Origin of the sequence: Microvirga massiliensis, assembly GCF_001006805.1 — a bacterium.
Lineage (GTDB): Bacteria > Pseudomonadota > Alphaproteobacteria > Rhizobiales > Beijerinckiaceae > Microvirga > Microvirga massiliensis.
In genome coordinates this window covers 494,954-511,688 of sequence record NZ_LN811352.1, presented here as the reverse complement: position 1 = coordinate 511,688, position 16,735 = coordinate 494,954, and the positions used below count along the sequence as shown (strand labels likewise).

Below are 16,735 nucleotides of genomic sequence, written 5' to 3'. Positions count from 1 at the left end.
TGACCAGTCAGTCATAACACAGGGTGCTGCCCGCCTCAAGATGGAGTCGGCGCAGTTTGCGAAATCCTGATGCAACCCGTTGAAGTTGGGCGTGATCAGAGCTGGACCTGATGAACCATGACGCCACAAAACGCCAGCAGGCCGAAGATCAGAAGCGAGGCAAGGATCGCCGAAATATAAAATCCCGGCTCGCCGAATACTTTGAGGTCTTCACGCAGACTCATTGGATACCCCGACGGACATACCTTCGCCAACGTGACGGCCGAGGCTGAGTTCCAAAGAGGCTGATCCCGCGGAACTTACGGCAAGCTTGGCCGTTATCGGGCGATTTCGAAGGAGGTGGCGAATGATCTCCAGGCGCAAGGCGCTCCCTGCGGTGATTGTCGCAGCCCTTGTCTCGCCGTGTTCGGCCGAAACGGTCTATGTCTCGAACGAGAAGGACAATACGATCTCGATCATCGACGGCGAAACGCTTGCGACAGTTGGGACAATTGCGGTGGGAAGGCGCCCGCGCGGAATCGGCTTGAGCCAGGACAAGAAGAAGCTTTTCGCAGCGGTCAGTGACGATAACCGCATCGACATCATCGATCTTGCGACACGGAAGGTCGAGGGCTCTTTGCCCTCCGGACCTGATCCGGAACTCTTCGTGGTGCATCCGGACGGCAAGCGTTTGTTCGTCGCGAACGAGGACGACAATCAGGTTTCCGTGATTGCAATTCCCGAACGCCGTATCATTGGCGAGATCGAGGTGGGAGTAGAGCCCGAGGGAATGGGTGCCAGCCCCGATGGACGCATCGTCGTCAACACGTCCGAAACGACGAGCATGCTGCATGTGATCGATGCCGAGACCCTCGAAGTTCTGGATAACCTCCTCGTCGATACGCGTCCCAGGGTCGCTCAAGTTTCGGCGGACAACCGCCAGATCTGGGTATCCTCTGAACTGCGAGGATCCGTGGAAGTGTTCGATGCACAAGCGCGAGAGGCGCTCGCAAAGATCACATTCGAGATTCCCTCAATCTCACCTGAGTTCGTCCAGGCCGTCGGTATTCAGCTCACGCGGGACGGAACGCGCGCTTACGTAGCCCTCGGACCTGCAAACCGCGTTGCGGAGATCGATGCAAAATCCTACAAGGTGCTGCGTATGTATCTGGTCGGCCAACGCGTGTGGCAGCTTGCGCTCTCGCCGGACGAGAAGCGTCTCTACACAGCGAACGGCGCCTCCAATGATGCCTCAGTCATCGATTTGGAACACGGTCGCGTCATCAAGTCGATCCCCGTCGGCCGGTCTCCCTGGGGGATTGTAGCAGCGCCATAGATACTGCAGCCTGCAAGTCGTGCCTGGTGATAGGTCGGGGCCTTGCACTCGTGTTCTACTTATATCTCCGTCATTGCGGGTAGAGTGAAATCATCCTGGTTGGCAGGTCCAGCCTGGATTGCTTCGCCTTCGGCTCGCAAGGACGGAAGTGGGTTCGGCGTCACACCAGTTCCGGCCGCGCTCCTCATGCCCTCACACCCTCACCGTCATTGCAAACGGAGGGAAGCCATCCAGGAGCGCATCCGTCGACGGGAGGATTGCTTCGCCTGCGGCTCGCAAGGACGGTGAGACGGTAGAAAGGGCAGGGCGTCTCTCCCCTCCGGCTCGCAAAGCGGGTTGTGCCTTCGGCAGGGCCCGAGACCCGCGGCACCGGGGTCGCAGTCCAGGAACTAAGCTGGATCGGTAGTCGTTGAGTCGTGCCGTAGCAGACTGCCGCTGCATGTATCCGCGTAAGGAGGGTCATCGTGAGCTTTGAGCGCGCCACCCGCCTCCCTCTTATCGGTGCCGTCGTCTGGCTCGCACTTCTTCCCCTTGCCTACGCCCAGCAATCGCCCCAGCCAACCGCGCCGGCCTTCGCGACCCAGCCCGAGGATGGCCAATGGACGATGCCGACCAGGAACTACGCGGGAACCCGCTACAGCGATCTCGCGGAAATCAACACCGAAAACGTCAAGAACCTCCAGGTCGCCTTCACGTTCTCCCTTGGCGTGAATCGCGGTCAGGAGAGCGCTCCGCTGGTCGTCGGGAACACGCTGTACGTGGTCTCGCCCTATCCCAATATCCTCTACGCACTCGATCTCACTCAACCGGGTGCGCCACTCAAATGGCAATACAACCCGAAGCCCAGTTCATCGGCGCAGGGCGTCGCCTGCTGCGATACCGTCAATCGTGGCCCGACCTACGCGGATGGCCGGGTCTTCTTCACGACGCTGGACGCCCACGTCGTTGCCGTGAATGCCGACACCGGCGAGGAGCTCTGGAAGGTCAAGCTCGGCGAGATCAACAAGGGCGAAACCATGACCATGGCGCCCGCTGCCGTGAAGGATAAGGTGATCGTCGGAATTTCCGGGGGCGAATACGGAGTCCGCGGCTGGATCGAAGCTCTCGACGCCGCGACTGGGAAAAGCGTGTGGAAAGCCTACAGCACCGGCCCGGATCAGGACGTGAGGATCGGACCGGCATTCAAGCCATTCTACGAGCAGGACAAGGGGCAGGACCTCGGCGTCTCCACCTGGCCTCCGAATGCCTGGGAGCAGGGCGGCGGCACAGTCTGGGGCTTCATCACCTACGATCCGGATCAGAACCTCATCTTTTACGGCACTGCCAATCCCGGACCGTGGAATCCGAATCAGCGTCCGGGTGACAACAAGTGGACCGCCGGTATCTTTGCCCGGGATGCCGATACAGGCGACGCCCGCTGGTTCTACCAGTGGAATCCGCACGATCTGCACGACTGGGATGGCATTAACGAGAACATCCTCATTGACCTTGATTGGAAGGGGCAGCAGCGAAAAGTCCTTGTCCACCCGGATCGCAACGGGCTTGTCTACGTCGTCGATCGCACGACCGGCGAGGTCCTATCGGCTAACTTCTATCACGCCGTGAACAGCCACGAAGGCGTCGACCTCACGACGGGGCGCATCAAGGTCAAGTCGGACAAATACCCGATCCAGAATCAGGTCGTCCGCAACTCCTGCCCGACAGCACCGGGCGCGAAGGACTGGAGTCCCTCGTCCTTCTCCCACAAGACCGGCCTTCTCTACATTCCTCACAATAACCTGTGCATGGACTGGGAGAGCGTCGAAGCGAACTACATCGCGGGCACCCCCTATGTCGGCGCGGAAGTGCGCACCATACCCGGACCCGGTGGGCATATGGGTGAGCTTTCGGCGTGGGACATCGTGGCCGGCAAGGAAGTCTGGACTATCAACGAGCGGTTTCCCGTCTGGGGTGGCACCGTGGTCACTGCAGGCGATCTCGTCTTCTACGGCAACATGGAAGGCTGGTTCAAAGCGGTGCACGCCCGGACCGGCGAGGTGCTGTGGCAGTTCAAGACCTCTTCCGGAATTATCGGTCAGCCAACCACTTACCGAGGCCCTGACGGAAAGCAGTACGTCGCCATTCTGTCAGGTGTTGGAGGATGGGCCGGTGCCGTGGTCTCGGGCGACCTCGACGTACGCGACGGAACTGCGGCTTTGGGCTTCGTCAATGCGATGCGGGATCTGAAGAACGTCACGACGAAGGGAGGAACACTGTATGTGTTCAAGCTTCCCTAGGACCGGTCTCTCGCGCACTGCATCTTCGAGTTTCCGGAGCCGTTCCATAGCCGACCTGTCAACGCTGATCGTTCTCGCATCAGTGCTTCTCGCAGGCGCCGCCCGGGCCAGGGAATTGCGCGTCTGCGCAGACCCCAACAACCTTCCGTTTTCGAATGCGGCCGGAGAGGGATTCGAGAACAAGATTGCCGCCCTGATTGCGAAGGATCTCGGCGCAGCACTCACTTATACTTGGCGTGCTCAGCGTCGTGGCTTCCTGCGGGAGACTCTTCACGCAGGCCTCTGCGATCTCGTGCCGGGTCTTCCGAGCAACATGGAAAGCGTGCGAACGACGAGACCCTATTATCGCTCGACTTATGCGTTCGTGACGCGAGAAGATGGCGTGCAGGTTGCGTCCCTCAACGATCCCGTCCTAAGAGACGTTGTCATCGGCGTTCAGCTGATTGGTGACGAGGGGTGGAACACACCACCTGCGCACGCCCTCACGCGCCGGGGTATCGTGCAGAACGTTCGCGGGTACACGCTGTACGGGGATTATCGAGAGCCGAACCCGCCCGCGAGGATTGTTGCCGCGGTAGCGGGTCGCGAGATTGATGTTGCGGTCGTATGGGGACCTCTCGCCGGCTATTTCGCGCCCCGGCAGAGCACGCCGCTTCGGGTCACACCCGTGAAACCTCTCTTCGATGGACCGCAACTCCCGATGGTGTGGGACATTTCCATGGCGGTCCGGAAGGAGGACGAGACGCTTCGTCAGGAGGTGGACGACTCTCTCAGCCGTCACGCCCGCGAGATTGATGCAATCCTCTCCGAGTATGGGGTTCCTCGGGTCGATCGCAAAGCAGGGAGGTCCGGGTGAGATGAAATGGGCCGGCACTCTCACCATCTTAGTCCTCCTTCTCGCCGCGTGTGAGCGCGAGGATCGCCAGTTCCGCTCTGATCCGGTCGCCACAGAAACGGAGGAGAAGATCACCATGTCGGCGATCTCTCCGGGCTCGTCTGGACCAGTCGAGATTCACACCGGAAAAGGCAAGGAATACGAGGACAACGCCTATCACATCAGCCAGGGCCAGAAATTCTACGTCTGGTTTAACTGCAATGGCTGTCATTTCAACGGCGGCGGCGGCTCGGGGCCTGCACTCATGGACGACCGGTGGATCTACGGAGGGAACATCGAGAATATCGTGCAGACCATCCGGGAGGGGCGGCCGAACGGAATGCCCTCCTTCCGTGGCAAGATACCCGACGACCAGATCTGGGAGATTGCCGCGTATGTACGGTCCATGGGGCGGTACACGCCGAAGGCCGCGGCTCCGGGACGTATGGACGACATGCATTCCGGACCAGCCGAGCAGCGGCGCTCACCTGCATCTATGAACGAAGGTGGGATCGTCCCGCCATCCGCAGAGATGCCCCAATGAGGCGCTGATAATGCGGTGGTCCAGAGCCTTTGCCTCCATCTTCGCTGCTACAGCCTTAGCGGGCTGCCAGGGATGGCAGTCGGCCCTGGATCCGCGTGGGCCGAAGGCGGGCGCCATTGCCGATCTGTTCTGGATTTTCGTAGGCGTCTGCGCCGTGGTGTGGGCGCTCGTCGTGATCTTTCTCTCCGTGGCGGTCTGGAGGCGACGCGGAGAGCGCCCGGATCCTCTCGTTACCAACGCCGCGCAGGAACGGCGCATCACCATCGTGGTCGGGACGTTCGTGGGCTTGACCGCGATAACGCTCGTTGCCCTCACGGCCTTCAGCTATGCCGGGCAGAAGCGGCTCTTCGATACGCATGAAGGGCGGATCACTCTCAAGATCACCGGCCACCAATTCTGGTGGGAGGTCAATTACGAGGACCCTGATCCCCAGCGCTCGTTCACGACCGCGAACGAAATTCACATTCCGGCTGGAGAACCGGTGCGGATCAAGCTCGAGTCCACCGATGTCATCCACTCGTTCTGGGTCCCGAGCCTGATGGGTAAGCAGGATCTGATCCCGGGCCGGCAGAACCTGATCCAGATTCAAGCCGATCGCGAGGGCGTCTATCGCGGCCAGTGTGCGGAATTCTGCGGCTGGCAGCACGCTCATATGGGAATCCTGGTGATCGCGCATTCCAAGGATGAGTTCGAAGCGTGGCGCAACCAGCAGATCAGCGCCCGGCAACCGCCCGAGGACGAGGAACGGAACGAGGGCGAGCGCATCTTTCTCTCCAAACCGTGCGTCATGTGCCATACAGTGCGTGGCACGTCGGCCGGTGGAACAGTCGGTCCGGATCTCACACACGTCGGCAGCCGCCAGTACATCGCGGCCGGGACCCTCCCGATGAGCCGCGGCAATCTCGCGGCCTGGATCATCGATCCTCAGCGCATCAAGCCCGGTGTCAACATGCCGTTGATCAAGCTCGACCCCGAAGAGGTCCAGCCGCTCGCACGCTACCTGGAGGGACTGAAGTGAGCGATGTCGCCACCAGCGTGAAGGATCTGCGCGACACGCATCTGGATGGCCCCGAGCTCTCCGCGCGCCTGGCAAAGACGTGGGGCACGGGCAAGGGAATCATCGGAGCCCTGTCGACCGTCGATCACAAGATTATCGGCCGGCGCTACATCGTCACCGCCTTCGTCTTTTTGGCCCTGGCGGGTCTCGCGGCCGTGGCCATGCGCCTCCAGCTCGCCCGGCCCGAGAGCCGCCTGATAGGGCCCGATCTCTACAACCAGCTCTTCACGATGCACGGAACGACGATGATGTTTCTGTTCGCCGTGCCCGTGATGGAGGCCTTTGCGGTATTCCTCGTGCCGCTCATGGTCGGCACCCGCAATATCGCGTTCCCACGTCTCAACGCCTTCAGCTATTACGTCTATCTGTTCGGCGGCCTGATGATCTGGGTGGCCTTCTCTCTCAATGTCGGCGCCGATACGGGCTGGTTCTCTTACGTGCCGCTCTCCGGTCCCGAGAATTCGCCGGGCAAGCGTGTCGATTTCTGGGCGCAGATGATCACCTTCACGGAGGTGGCGGCGCTCGCGGTGTCGGTCGAAATCGTCGTGACGGTGCTGAAGCAGCGCGCCCCCGGCATGACGCTCGATCGCATTCCGCTCTTCGTATGGACGCAGTTCGTCACCGCCTTCGTGGTCATCTTCGCGATGCCGGCTGTGATGATAGCCTCGACGATGCTGATCCTCGATCGGCTGGTAGGAACGCAGTTCTTCAATCCGGCCGAGGGCGGCGACGCGCTGCTCTGGCAGCATATGTTCTGGTTCTTCGGTCATCCCGAGGTCTATATCATCTTCCTGCCGGCCACCGGCTTCGTATCCTCGATCATAGTCACCTTCAGCCGCCGCCCGATCTTCGGTTATCTCGCGATGGTGCTCGCGGTCATCTCGGTCGGGTTCCTCTCATTTGGGTTGTGGGTCCACCACATGTTCGCCACCGGGATTCCGCAGCTGGGAGCCAGCTTCTTCACGGCCGCTAGCATGGTGATCGCGATCCCGAACGGGATTCAGATCTTCTGCTGGATCGCGACGCTCTGGAGCGGAAAGCCGGTCTTCAGGACGCCACTCCTGTTTGCGCTCGGTTTCATCGTGGTGTTCGTGATCGGGGGCCTGACCGGTGTCATGGTCGCGTCCGTGCCGATCGATACCCAGGTCCACGACACCTATTTCGTCGTGGCGCATTTCCACTACGTGCTGATCGGGGGCGCCGTTTTCCCGCTGCTCGGCGCGGCCTATTACTGGTTCCCCAAGATCACGGGCCGCATGATGAGCGAGCGGCTCGGCAAGTGGCACTTCTGGCTCGCCTTCGTGAGCTTCAATGTCGCCTTCTTTCCAATGCACATCCTTGGCCTGCAGGGCATGCCGCGGCGGATCTACACCTATCAGCCAGAACTCGGGTGGGGGAATCTCAATCTCCTGGTTTCGATAGGCAGTGTTTTCTTCTTTCTCAGCTTCCTCCTGTTCCTTTGGAACGTTCTCTACAGCCTTCAAAAGGGTGAACCGGCCGGCAACAACCCGTGGGGTGCCGGCACGCTCGAATGGGCCACGACCTCTCCGCCGCTGCCGCAAAACTTCGACCGGATTCCCTTTGTGACGGATCGAGAGCCGCTCTGGGCCGAGCGCGACGCGCTCCCGGTCGTGACCGGGCTTCCCGTCAATTATCGTGAGCTCCTGGTCACCACGGTCTCGGAAGCGCGCGCCGATATTCGGGAAACTTCCCCCACGCCGACCATCTGGCCGCTTCTGGCTGCGATCGCCACGGCGGGAGCTTTCATCGGCTCGATCTTCACGCCCTGGGCCGTGACGTGGGGAGCCCCGGTTGCCGCGTTCCTGCTGATCGCGTGGTTCTGGCCCAAAGGAAGCAAGGAGGATGAGGAATGAAGCCGCGACCCATCCAGGACGTCTCCGCACTGCCGACCTATGCGTTCGGCTCGCGGATGACCATGTGGTGGGGCACGCTCGGCTTTTGCCTTCTCGAGGGCACTGGGTTCGCACTCGCGGTCGGTGCGTACCTCTATCTCGCCTTCATCAATCCGCAATGGCCCCTGAGCGCACCGCCGCCCGATCTCCTTTGGTCCGGCCTGCTCACTGCTGTCCTCCTCGCCAGTCTCTGGCCGAACCTTTGGACCAAAAAGGCTGCCAAGGCCGAGGACCTTCGGCGGGTGCGCATCGGCCTCGTGATCATGTCTCTCGTAGGTGTCGCCCTGGTCGGCATTCGCGTCATGGAATTCACCGGGCTGCATGTCCGGTGGGATCAGAATGCCTACGGGTCCATCGTCTGGATGCTGCTCGGGTTGCATACGGTTCACATCGTCACGGATGTGGCCGACACGATCGTCCTGACCGTGCTGATGTTCACCCGGCATGGCGAGGGCAAGCGCTTCAGTGATACGGAAGATAACGCCTTCTACTGGAACTTCGTGGTCGGATCCTGGCTGCCGATCTATCTGCTTCTCTACTGGTCGCCGAGGCTGTGATGGCGAATCTCGTGGAACGAGGTCTTCCATCTGCCGGGATCTATGCAGGCCCGGCCGCGTGGCTGATCGACACCCAGGCGAACTACGCGCTCGTTCCCTGGGTCTGCGCCCACCAGGTCCGTCTCGTCCCGGTCGTCGCCCTCGTGATGCTGCTGGTGAGCCTGTCGGGCGGCTTCCTCTCATGGCGCGCCTGGAGTGCAGCGGGCTCCGCGCCGGAGGCGCATCCGAGCGCCGGGGGGCGGCCGCACCGGTTCGTTGCTGCGGTCGGGATAGCGGCTGCGCTCTTGTTCGGGCTTGTGATTATCCTCCAGGGTACTGCAGGTCTCGTGTTCCACGGGTGCGAACGATGAAGGGGGTGCTCACGGCTCTCCTGCTGCTGGCGCCGGGGTTCGCGCTGGCCCATGGGGGTGATGAAGCGCATGCGCCGGCCTGGACCCTGGCGCCCTGGATCACGGTCCCCCTCATCGTATCGGGTGGCCTCTATGTGAGAGGCGTGACGAAGCTCTGGTCCCACGCCGGGTGGGGAAGGGGCGTGCAACTTTGGCAGGTGCTGAGTTTTGCCGCCGGCTGGGGGTTGCTCGTCCTGGCCCTCGTTTCTCCGCTCCACTGGCTCGGCGAGCGCCTGTTCACGGCGCACATGATCGAGCACGAGACTCTGATGGCGCTCGCGGCGCCTCTTCTCGTGATGGCGCGCCCGGTCGGCGCCATGCTCTGGGCGTTGCCGCCCCGCACACGCCGCACCGTCGGAAGCATCGGTCGTGCTCCGATGCTCCGGACCGTCTGGAGGCGCCTCGTCGACCCGCCCGTGGCGGCGATCGTTCACGGCGTCGCACTTTGGCTGTGGCATCTCCCCGTGCTCTACGAGGCCGCTCTCCACAACACATTCCTGCACTGGCTGCAGCATCTGAGCTTTCTCGGGACCGCGCTCCTGTTTTGGTTCGCTCTTCTCCAGGGGAGGGCGCGACAGCGGGGGTATGGCGCCGCCGTGCTCTACCTCTTCATCACGGCGCTCCATTCGAGCTTTCTCGGAATTCTCCTCGCCTTCGCCCGGGCACCGGTCTTTCCGAGCCAGACCTCTTCCGCGCCAGATTGGGGGTTGACGCCGCTCGAGGATCAGCAATTGGCCGGCGTCATCATGTGGGTGCCCGCTGGACTCGTCTATGCGGGCGCAGCGCTCGTACTCGCCGGCCTTTGGATCTGTCATTCGGGCTCGCTCGCCACGCAAGGAGGCGCTCGTGCCATCGCCTCACGCTAGGAATCCAGCGCCGACGGGCGAGACGGTCATCGTGGTGCCGACGGAGTCTGCACGACTGCGGCACCGGCCCGGGGCGATACTGGCAGTGCTTGTCGTTCTGGCCCTGCTGGTCGCGGGCGGGATCTACGGTGCCTATCACTACAAAAAGGGCCAGGAACAGCGTGCCGCCGCGATCCAACTCACGGGAGGCAATCCCGATCTCGGCGCTGCACTGATCACCCAGTACGGATGCGGCGGCTGCCATACGATCCCCGGCGTGCCTCGCGCCGCCGGCCGCGTCGGGCCTCCGCTGCAGGATATTGCCCGGCGCGTCTATATCGCGGGCGTGCTGACGAACACGCCCGACAACCTCATCCAATGGATCGTCGACCCGCGATCCGTCAATCCCAAGACGGCAATGCCGGTGACCGGGATCTCGTCCGAGGAGGCCCGGCAGGTGGCGGCTTACCTCTACTCGCTGCAGTAGCGCCGTCGGCCCTGTAATCAAAATCGATCCGGAACCCCGGAGAGGCGTTGTTACCTCCTGGGTCGGAGGGTGCACGGGTCATGGCTCACGGAGGTTCCAGGAAGGTCATCTACGCGGCTCTGGCCGGGAATCTCGCCATCGCGGCGACGAAGTTCGCGGCTGCCTGGTGGACGGGATCGAGTGCGATGCTGAGCGAGGCCATCCACTCGACTGTCGATACCTGCAACCAGGGCCTGTTGCTTCTTGGCCTCAAACGAGCAGCGCGGCCCCCGAGTCCATCTCATCCGTTCGGGCACGGGATGGAAATCTACTTCTGGGCATTTGTTGTGGCTCTCATGATCTTCGCGCTCGGCGGTGCGTTCTCGATCTATCAGGGCCTTCACAAAATCGCCGCGCCGGAACCGATTCACGATCCGTGGATCAATTTTGCGGTGCTGGGCGCATCGATCGTCTTCGAAGGGCTGTCGTTCCGCGTCGCTCTGCGGGAGCTCCGCGCCGTCCGTCCGGGTGTACCGCTCTGGCAGGCGGTCAAGGGCAGCAAGGACCCGAGCGTTTTTTCCGTGGCGGTCGAGGATGCAGCGGCCCTGACGGGCCTCGTCGTGGCACTGCTCGGCGTTGGAGGTGCTTATCTACTCGACCAGCCCGTGCTGGACGGCGTAGCTTCAGTGGCCATTGGCTGCGTCCTCGTGCTGGCGGCCGCCTTCCTGGCGCGAGAGACGCTAAGTTTGATGACCGGCGAGAGCGCTTCGCGGACGGTTCTCCACTGCGTCGACTCGATCGTCACGGCCGATCCGCGCGTGAACCGGGTCGAGGAGGTCCTGAGTATGCATTTCGGACCGGATGACATTCTGATTGCTCTCTCAATCGATTTTCGCGACGAGCTGAACGGTGCTCAGATCGAGGAAGCGGCACGGGATCTCATCACGGCTCTGGAACGTGCCGATCCCTCCATTACCCGAGTCTTCCTGCGTCCCGTCAGCCGTGCGGATGCAGAGGCGACGGGATGATGCAATGCCTGTGATGATCTACTTCGACCTTGCGAGCCGCAGGCGAAGCAATCTACCCGTCGCCGGATGCGCTCCTGGATTATTTGAGCGCCAGGCAAGCTGGTGCGGTCCGACCGGTCGAAGTCCGGCCCGGGTAAGCCGTAGCGGGCGCCCAGTAGCGAGTGTTGCGTCAGTGTCGGTGACAGCCCTGGCGAAGCGTACACAACGATCCTGTGGGGTGGGCGATTGAGCCGCGAAAGCCAGCAACTCGCAGAGGCCGAGCCGGTCAGCAACGTCGAAGGCAACATGTGCGATGCCGCTATGCGAGACACTGACGCTCTGCCGTGGTCGAAGACCCCATCACGCAGGACAGGATCGCGTCGGAACCTGGGAGGTCTCGCGTTCGACCACATGTGTCGGCCGAACTGAGAAACTTACCCCCTGACGAAACGAAGAACTGCCCCCTCCCGAGCGGAGGAGGAATAGATGTCGATTGAGGCTTCAGGGAATCCTGCATTGGCGAGAGCAATGCGGGGAGAGGAGATGCTTCAGGCTGAGGAGGTGGCCGCGATGTTGCGGCTGCATGAGCTTGGCTGGGGAGCCAAGCGGCTGGCGCGGGAATTCGGGTGCGCGCGCAACACGGTGCGGCGGTATCTGCGCGAGGGCGGGCCTGTTGCGTTTCGCAAGCCCGTGCGCCGGACTGCGTTTGACGGGCTGGACGAGTGGCTGCGGGAGCGGTTCTTCCGTCATGGCGGCAATGCGGACGTGGTGCGCCAGGAGCTCGCGAGCGAACATGGGATGGTCATTGGGCTGCGCTCGGTGGAGCTTCGGGTGCAGCGTTGGCGCCGGGAGCTGAAGGCGCAGATGCGCGCGACGGTGCGGTTTGAGACGGCGCCGGGACATCAGATGCAGATCGACTTTGGCGACACGCGGGTGTGGATCGGCGGCGAGCGGGTTCGGGTGCACCTGTTTGTGGCAACGCTGGGCTACTCACGGCGGCTGCATATCCGGGCCTCGCTTCGGGAGCGTCAGGCGGACTGCGCGATCGACCTCGACACGAACAGCGACTCGGTTCCCTGGCTGATCGGGGCGAGCGTCCAGGTCGTGGTGCTGGGCGGGCGCGTGATCGTGCGTCATGCGGGCGAGGTGGTGGCAGATCATGCGCTGTGCCGGGGACGCCACCAACGGATTGTCGAGCGCGCGCATCTGGCCGGCGTGGTCGGCCTTGTGGGGCCGGTGCGAGCCGGGCCGACGGAAATCGTTCCACCTCCCGCCCTGTCGCGGCCGCTGGCCGAATATGAGGCGCTGGTGGGAGGAGGCTGGTGATGCCGAGCATCGATCACGAGATGTTGGTCGCGATGCTCGACCGCCTCAAGCTGACGGCCATCCGCGACCAGCTCGACACGCTGCTGGACGAAGCGGCCCGTTCGGACATGACCTTGCGCGAGGCTTTGGCTTTCATGGTGAGGTGCGAGATTGCGCGACGCGACGAGCGGCGGATCTCCATGGCGAGCAAGATCGGGCAGTTCCCGTTTGTGCGCGAGCTCGACGGCTTTGACTTCGACGCACAGCCGTCGCTGGATCAGCGTCAAATCCGGGAGTTGGAAACGTGCCGCTGGATCGCTCATGGTGACATGGTCTTGTTCCTGGGGCCTCCGGGCACAGGCAAGACCCATTTGGCGGCGGCGCTCGGACGCGAGGCGATCCGGCAGAACGATAGCGTCCAGTTCGTGACGGCCGCCACGCTGGAGGCGATGCTGGCCAAGGCCCATGGCGACGGCTCGCTCGACAAGCAGCTGACGATCCTGGCGTGGCCGAAACTGCTGATTATCGACGAGCTCGGCTATCTGCCGTTCGAGGCCAATGCCGCGCATCTGTTCTTCCGGCTGGTATCGCGCCGCTACACGCGGGGCTCGATCCTGATCATCTCCAACCGGTCAGTGGGTGAATGGGCCAGCGTGTTCGGGGACGCGAAGATCTCATGACGCCTCCTTCCTTGATCGTCTGGTGCGTTGCAGACGATCCCGCAGGTAGCGGATCTGATCGTCTGTCAGATCAATTTGCCAAGGCTGACTCTTGACGAGCTGGCGGCCCACCAGGAATCCGCGGGCCAGATAGTCGAAGATCGTCTGCGGCGTCACGCCCACGGCCGCGGCCGCGCCCTGGACCGAGTAGCTACCGTCGGGCCAGCGCATCGGATTGGCCGCAACTCCGTTGATCTTCACTGTCGCAATCCCCCAGCGGGTGCGCAGCAACCAGACATTCTCACCCCGGAAACGGCAGCCGCGTGCCGCCGTGAAGCCTTCCTGGTTCAGAACCTCTGCAACCTCCTTGTCCATCTTGCCGGCAGCATTCAACTCGGTGATCCGCTGCCGCAGGCGATCGAGAACGGCATAGCCCCTGTAGGTGTGAACACGGCGCTGCACTTCATGCTCACTGGTGGCACTCGTCTGCCAGAGGATCTTGAGCCAGACATGACCTGTGATCCTCTTCTGATCGAGAACCACCTCTCGAATGATGAAGCGCAAGATGCGCTTGCGCTCGGCCGCCGTGGTGGTCGCGGCATGCCACACCTGCGGCAGGTTCTGACCCAGAGCCTGCAGAGTTGCACGATCATCAGCGCTCAAGACCAGAGGCTGGTCACGACGCCAGCGATCGTGCTCCTGCTCGATGGCCTCGGCCGCGCGCAGCTTCTCCTCCCAGGCGCGTTCCAGAGAGCGGGCCACCAGCCGGTTCTCGGGCTCGACCGCATCGTACTGGCGCCGGGCTCGCTCCGCGTCATAACGGGCGCGCTCGCGCCGCAGCATCCACTGCCGCTCGAGCTGCCGAGCCTTCTTATCCAGCTGCCCAAGGGCGGCCATCGCAATGGCGATCTGGTCGGGCTTCAGCGCCTCCAGCAGGATCGCCTCGACGCGGGCATCCACCGTCAGAGCTCGCACCTCCTGGCAGAGAGGCGCCCCGGTTTGATCCCGATCGGCCCGGCAGCAATAGACCGGGTAATCACCATGTGGGCCCGTGTAGCGCAGGCCCATGCGGCGGCTGCACCGGCCACATACGGCGATGCCCTGCAGCAGCGCCATGCCCTTGCGTGGGACACCCGCATGACCGGCATCGTAGCGGTTGGTGTTATCGGCCAGACGCTGCTGGTTGGCCATGAACTCCTCCCAGCTGATGTAGCCCGGGTGAGCCTGCGGAAGGCACACCTCCCACTCGGCGATGGGAACCTTGATCGTGGTGGGGCGGCACGATCCAGCCCGCGCTTGGCCGGGAGCTTGCCGCCGCCGCCCATACACATACGCGCCAGCATAGGCGGGATTTTGAAGAATGCTGCGGACGCGAGCGCTAGTCGCCTCGCGCCAGACCACGTCGTGCGGCGCGGGCCCCATCAGCGGCCGCACCGGGACCGGCAGCCCGTTCGCCTGAAGGTAGCGCATCACAGCATGGGCGCTGTGCAACTCACGGAATTTGGCGAAGACCAGAGCCAGACGCGTCTGCACCTCCTCATCCGGATTGAGCGTGACGACGCCCAAGCGGTCATGAGTCAAGCCAGCCGCGACCGGAAGGCGGAGTTCGCCGCGGGCGGCTTTCTGACGCTCGCCCTGATGCAGGCGCAGCCTGATCTGATGCAGTTCCGCTTCGCTCATGATGCCGGACAGGCCGAGCAGCAAGCGGTCGTGATACGCACACGGATCATAGAGCCGCTCGCCATCGGCGATCAGAACCCCCGAACAGCGAGCACAATTCCAGCAGCTGATGCCAGTCGCGGTTATTGCGCGCCAGCCGCGAGGCGTCGAGGCTCATGACCAAGCCAGCATGGCCGAGGCTGATCTCGGTGATCAGCTTCTGGAAGCCCTGGCGTTCGGTCGAGCCGGCTCCGGACTTGCCCAGATCCTCGTCGATGACGTGGATCCGCTCGCGTGGCCAGCCCAGATCCTCCGCCCGCTCGGCCAGGCGGTACTGCAACCCGGTGCTTTCCTGGTGGTGCTTGATCTGATTCACCGAGGACTGCCGGACATAGATGTAGGCCAGCTTGGCGCGGCGGGCTGAGGTCAGCCGCTCGTCAGAAGGGTTCGTGACGCTCAGCATCGGAGCTCTCCCTGCTCGATGGCGGGATCGGGTGCATCCGCCGCAGGAGCTCGGCCAAAAGCTGGGCCACCTGCATTCGCGTCTCGGCCGAGAGGTTCGGCCACGGTCGGATTGGAAGGTTCCCGGAGCGGTGCAGGTGCAGCCCCGCCGGGGCAGCGATCTCCAGGTTCGAAAGGAAGCGTTTGGCCATCGCAGATCACCTTCTGTGCGGACGCGGTGATCATGGTGGCCAAATGCTGCGCCAGTGGGAGCAGGGTGCGGACGCTGATCCGCAGAGCCCCGTCTGGCAGGTTTGTGCGGTCGTCCTCCGCCAGATCGGTGATGGACCGGCGAATGGAACGCCGACGACCATCCGACAGGGCAATCACGACAAAGGAGGGCCCCCGCGCCGAGCGCACGGAAACGAGTTCGAACTGCTGTCCGCTCAGTGCATGCCGGGGATCAGCAATCGTCACATGAGACACGAGCCGGTCAACGATCGAGGCGTTCTGCAGTGTTCGGGGATCCCGTGGTCGCCACCGCGATCCTTGATCGCCTGCTTCATCATTCAACGGTGATCACCATCCGCGGCGACAGCTACCGGCTTCGCGAAAAACGCCGTTCCGGCCTGCTCCAGAGGGCCGGAACGACCCTCGAAACCGGCGAAACCGCGAAACCATGACGGGGGTCAAATCTTCAGTTCGCCCAAGGGGTCAAATCTTCGGTTCGCTTGACAACATGGACCGCCCGCTCACGGACTTCCGGGGAAATAGGGTGGTGTTCTCTTCATCGTGGCTCCCTCCTGTCAGGAGTTGGAGCCTCCGGAAATCCCGGCTCGGGTAGTGTCCGGAAGGTTCTGCAAATGCGCTGAGTGAGGTGGCTATAGCATGCTGGTGGTGTTTGGACGTCACCGATCCCGTGGGAGGGAACACGCCATGACCGTGCGCGAGACTAGACCCGGGGAGCATGCTGTAACGGAGCTGCTGGCGCGGGATGCGGATTATCTGCGCACGATGGCCGAGGCGATCGTGCAGGCGACGCTCGAGGCCGAGATGACGGAGACGCTCGGCGCCAAGAAGAGCGAGCGCGCCCCCGCAGCCAGCGCGCCAGCCAGAAACCGTCGCGTCCGGCTTCATAAGCGACGACGATGCGCTTGATCTGGCGCCCGGCCTGGCCGGCTTCGTTGCGCCAACGATGCAAGAGCTTCAACAGGGCCTTCTCGTCCGCATCGAGCTTCTTGAGTGGCTGGCGTTCAACGCCCGGAACAACCGCCGCAACGAGCCACTTCGCTTGGCTCATCTCAATCACGGCGATGATTGTGCTGCCCTGCTCGAGGGCGGCGAGGGATCTGCTCGCGTCAAAGGGGGGCGACCTGGGGCGCTCCATCGGTTTTGAGAGCGCCAAGGGTGCCTTACCCCCGCCACTCG

Annotated in this window: 16 protein-coding genes and 3 pseudogenes; 15 read left to right on the top strand and 4 right to left on the bottom strand. The window is 63.0% G+C overall.

Translation table 11 applies throughout. The annotated features are described in order from the left end of the window. Positions 1-95: 95 nt before the first annotated feature. A complete protein-coding gene (locus tag BN1233_RS50525) occupies positions 96-224 on the bottom strand; it encodes a hypothetical protein (protein WP_280139389.1) in 129 nt (42 codons plus the stop codon). 122 nt (positions 225-346) lie between these two features. Here BN1233_RS50525 and BN1233_RS11315 point away from each other — a divergent pair, with 122 nt between their 5' ends. From BN1233_RS11315 to istB, 13 genes and pseudogenes are all read left to right on the top strand, one after another. Beyond that, the gene (locus BN1233_RS11315; protein ID WP_046863624.1) at positions 347-1,315 is read left to right on the top strand and encodes a PQQ-dependent catabolism-associated beta-propeller protein; all 969 of its coding nucleotides are present in this window, start codon (positions 347-349) and stop codon (positions 1,313-1,315) included. Between the two features lie 497 nt (positions 1,316-1,812). Continuing rightward, the gene (locus tag BN1233_RS11310; RefSeq protein ID WP_147707198.1) at positions 1,813-3,591 is read left to right on the top strand and encodes a methanol/ethanol family PQQ-dependent dehydrogenase; all 1,779 of its coding nucleotides are present in this window, start codon (positions 1,813-1,815) and stop codon (positions 3,589-3,591) included. After that, positions 3,572-4,447 (top strand): substrate-binding domain-containing protein, encoded by an 876-nt coding sequence (locus tag BN1233_RS11305; protein ID WP_082145392.1) that lies wholly within the window; start codon positions 3,572-3,574, stop codon positions 4,445-4,447. Before BN1233_RS11310 ends, BN1233_RS11305 begins: the two co-directional genes overlap by 20 nt. A gap of 1 nt (position 4,448) precedes the next feature. Continuing rightward, positions 4,449-5,009: a c-type cytochrome gene (locus tag BN1233_RS11300; RefSeq protein ID WP_046863623.1), complete on the top strand. Its 561-nt coding sequence runs from the start codon at positions 4,449-4,451 to the stop codon at positions 5,007-5,009. A 10-nt stretch (positions 5,010-5,019) separates the two neighbouring features. After that, a complete protein-coding gene (gene coxB / locus BN1233_RS11295; RefSeq protein WP_046863622.1) occupies positions 5,020-6,027 on the top strand; it encodes a cytochrome c oxidase subunit II in 1,008 nt (335 codons plus the stop codon). After that, complete coding sequence (gene ctaD / locus BN1233_RS11290; RefSeq protein WP_046863621.1) at positions 6,024-7,940, top strand: cytochrome c oxidase subunit I; 1,917 nt, start codon at positions 6,024-6,026, stop codon at positions 7,938-7,940. Before coxB ends, ctaD begins: the two co-directional genes overlap by 4 nt. Further along, positions 7,937-8,536 carry a cytochrome c oxidase subunit 3 gene (locus BN1233_RS11285; RefSeq protein WP_046863620.1) on the top strand — a complete coding sequence of 200 codons (600 nt, stop codon included), beginning with the start codon at positions 7,937-7,939 and terminating at the stop codon, positions 8,534-8,536. Before ctaD ends, BN1233_RS11285 begins: the two co-directional genes overlap by 4 nt. Continuing rightward, positions 8,536-8,886, top strand: a complete 351-nt coding sequence (locus BN1233_RS11280) for a hypothetical protein (protein WP_046863619.1) — start codon at positions 8,536-8,538, stop codon at positions 8,884-8,886. The genes BN1233_RS11285 and BN1233_RS11280 overlap by 1 nt, the downstream gene beginning before the upstream one ends. Continuing rightward, complete coding sequence (locus BN1233_RS11275) at positions 8,883-9,791, top strand: cytochrome c oxidase assembly protein (protein WP_244470676.1); 909 nt, start codon at positions 8,883-8,885, stop codon at positions 9,789-9,791. Before BN1233_RS11280 ends, BN1233_RS11275 begins: the two co-directional genes overlap by 4 nt. After that, positions 9,772-10,257 carry a c-type cytochrome gene (locus BN1233_RS11270; protein ID WP_244470675.1) on the top strand — a complete coding sequence of 162 codons (486 nt, stop codon included), beginning with the start codon at positions 9,772-9,774 and terminating at the stop codon, positions 10,255-10,257. The genes BN1233_RS11275 and BN1233_RS11270 overlap by 20 nt, the downstream gene beginning before the upstream one ends. Before the next feature lie 80 nt (positions 10,258-10,337). After that, the gene (locus BN1233_RS11265; protein ID WP_046863618.1) at positions 10,338-11,264 is read left to right on the top strand and encodes a cation diffusion facilitator family transporter; all 927 of its coding nucleotides are present in this window, start codon (positions 10,338-10,340) and stop codon (positions 11,262-11,264) included. 465 nt (positions 11,265-11,729) lie between these two features. Next, complete coding sequence (locus tag BN1233_RS11260) at positions 11,730-12,569, top strand: Mu transposase domain-containing protein (RefSeq protein WP_046863617.1); 840 nt, start codon at positions 11,730-11,732, stop codon at positions 12,567-12,569. Beyond that, a pseudogene (istB, locus tag BN1233_RS11255) lies at positions 12,569-13,225 on the top strand (IS21-like element helper ATPase IstB); the annotation flags it as partial. The gene BN1233_RS11260 and the pseudogene istB, both read left to right, overlap by 1 nt. Here the strand turns inward: istB and BN1233_RS11250 are convergent. Both BN1233_RS11250 and BN1233_RS49105 read right to left on the bottom strand, forming a co-directional pair. Further along, on the bottom strand, positions 13,223-14,677 hold the full coding sequence (locus BN1233_RS11250; RefSeq protein WP_425311712.1) for a recombinase family protein: 1,455 nt from the start codon (positions 14,675-14,677) through the stop codon (positions 13,223-13,225). The pseudogene istB and the gene BN1233_RS11250 sit on opposite strands and share 3 nt — an antisense overlap. Before the next feature lie 256 nt (positions 14,678-14,933). Then, positions 14,934-15,329: a recombinase family protein gene (locus tag BN1233_RS49105; RefSeq protein ID WP_197094529.1), complete on the bottom strand. Its 396-nt coding sequence runs from the start codon at positions 15,327-15,329 to the stop codon at positions 14,934-14,936. A gap of 493 nt (positions 15,330-15,822) precedes the next feature. On the opposite strand from BN1233_RS49105, the pseudogene BN1233_RS44620 reads away from it, so the two are divergent. Together BN1233_RS44620 and BN1233_RS11240 are read left to right on the top strand one after the other, a co-directional pair. Then, a pseudogene (locus BN1233_RS44620) lies at positions 15,823-15,990 on the top strand (ATP-binding protein); the annotation flags it as partial. A gap of 205 nt (positions 15,991-16,195) precedes the next feature. After that, positions 16,196-16,465, top strand: coding sequence for a transposase (locus BN1233_RS11240; protein ID WP_147707152.1), 270 nt, complete (start codon positions 16,196-16,198; stop codon positions 16,463-16,465). Here the strand turns inward: BN1233_RS11240 and BN1233_RS51025 are convergent. Continuing rightward, positions 16,395-16,694, bottom strand: a pseudogene (locus tag BN1233_RS51025) (IS110 family RNA-guided transposase); the annotation flags it as partial. The gene BN1233_RS11240 and the pseudogene BN1233_RS51025 sit on opposite strands and share 71 nt — an antisense overlap. Positions 16,695-16,735 lie beyond the last annotated feature (41 nt).

Excerpts from the sequence above, each read along its gene's own strand:
- BN1233_RS50525 (WP_280139389.1), bottom strand. The coding sequence starts at position 224 with ATGAGTCTGCGTGAAGACCTCAAAGTATTCGGCGAGCCGGGATTTTAT.
- BN1233_RS11315 (WP_046863624.1), top strand. The coding sequence starts at position 347 with ATGATCTCCAGGCGCAAGGCGCTCCCTGCGGTGATTGTCGCAGCCCTT.
- BN1233_RS11305 (WP_082145392.1), top strand. The coding sequence starts at position 3,572 with ATGTGTTCAAGCTTCCCTAGGACCGGTCTCTCGCGCACTGCATCTTCG.
- BN1233_RS11300 (WP_046863623.1), top strand. The coding sequence starts at position 4,449 with ATGAAATGGGCCGGCACTCTCACCATCTTAGTCCTCCTTCTCGCCGCG.
- coxB (WP_046863622.1), top strand. The coding sequence starts at position 5,020 with ATGCGGTGGTCCAGAGCCTTTGCCTCCATCTTCGCTGCTACAGCCTTA.
- BN1233_RS11285 (WP_046863620.1), top strand. The coding sequence starts at position 7,937 with ATGAAGCCGCGACCCATCCAGGACGTCTCCGCACTGCCGACCTATGCG.
- BN1233_RS11280 (WP_046863619.1), top strand. The coding sequence starts at position 8,536 with ATGGCGAATCTCGTGGAACGAGGTCTTCCATCTGCCGGGATCTATGCA.
- BN1233_RS11275 (WP_244470676.1), top strand. The coding sequence starts at position 8,883 with ATGAAGGGGGTGCTCACGGCTCTCCTGCTGCTGGCGCCGGGGTTCGCG.
- BN1233_RS11265 (WP_046863618.1), top strand. The coding sequence starts at position 10,338 with ATGGCTCACGGAGGTTCCAGGAAGGTCATCTACGCGGCTCTGGCCGGG.
- BN1233_RS11260 (WP_046863617.1), top strand. The coding sequence starts at position 11,730 with ATGTCGATTGAGGCTTCAGGGAATCCTGCATTGGCGAGAGCAATGCGG.
- BN1233_RS11250 (WP_425311712.1), bottom strand. The coding sequence starts at position 14,677 with ATGCGCTACCTTCAGGCGAACGGGCTGCCGGTCCCGGTGCGGCCGCTG.
- BN1233_RS49105 (WP_197094529.1), bottom strand. The coding sequence starts at position 15,329 with ATGCTGAGCGTCACGAACCCTTCTGACGAGCGGCTGACCTCAGCCCGC.
- BN1233_RS11240 (WP_147707152.1), top strand. The coding sequence starts at position 16,196 with ATGCTGGTGGTGTTTGGACGTCACCGATCCCGTGGGAGGGAACACGCC.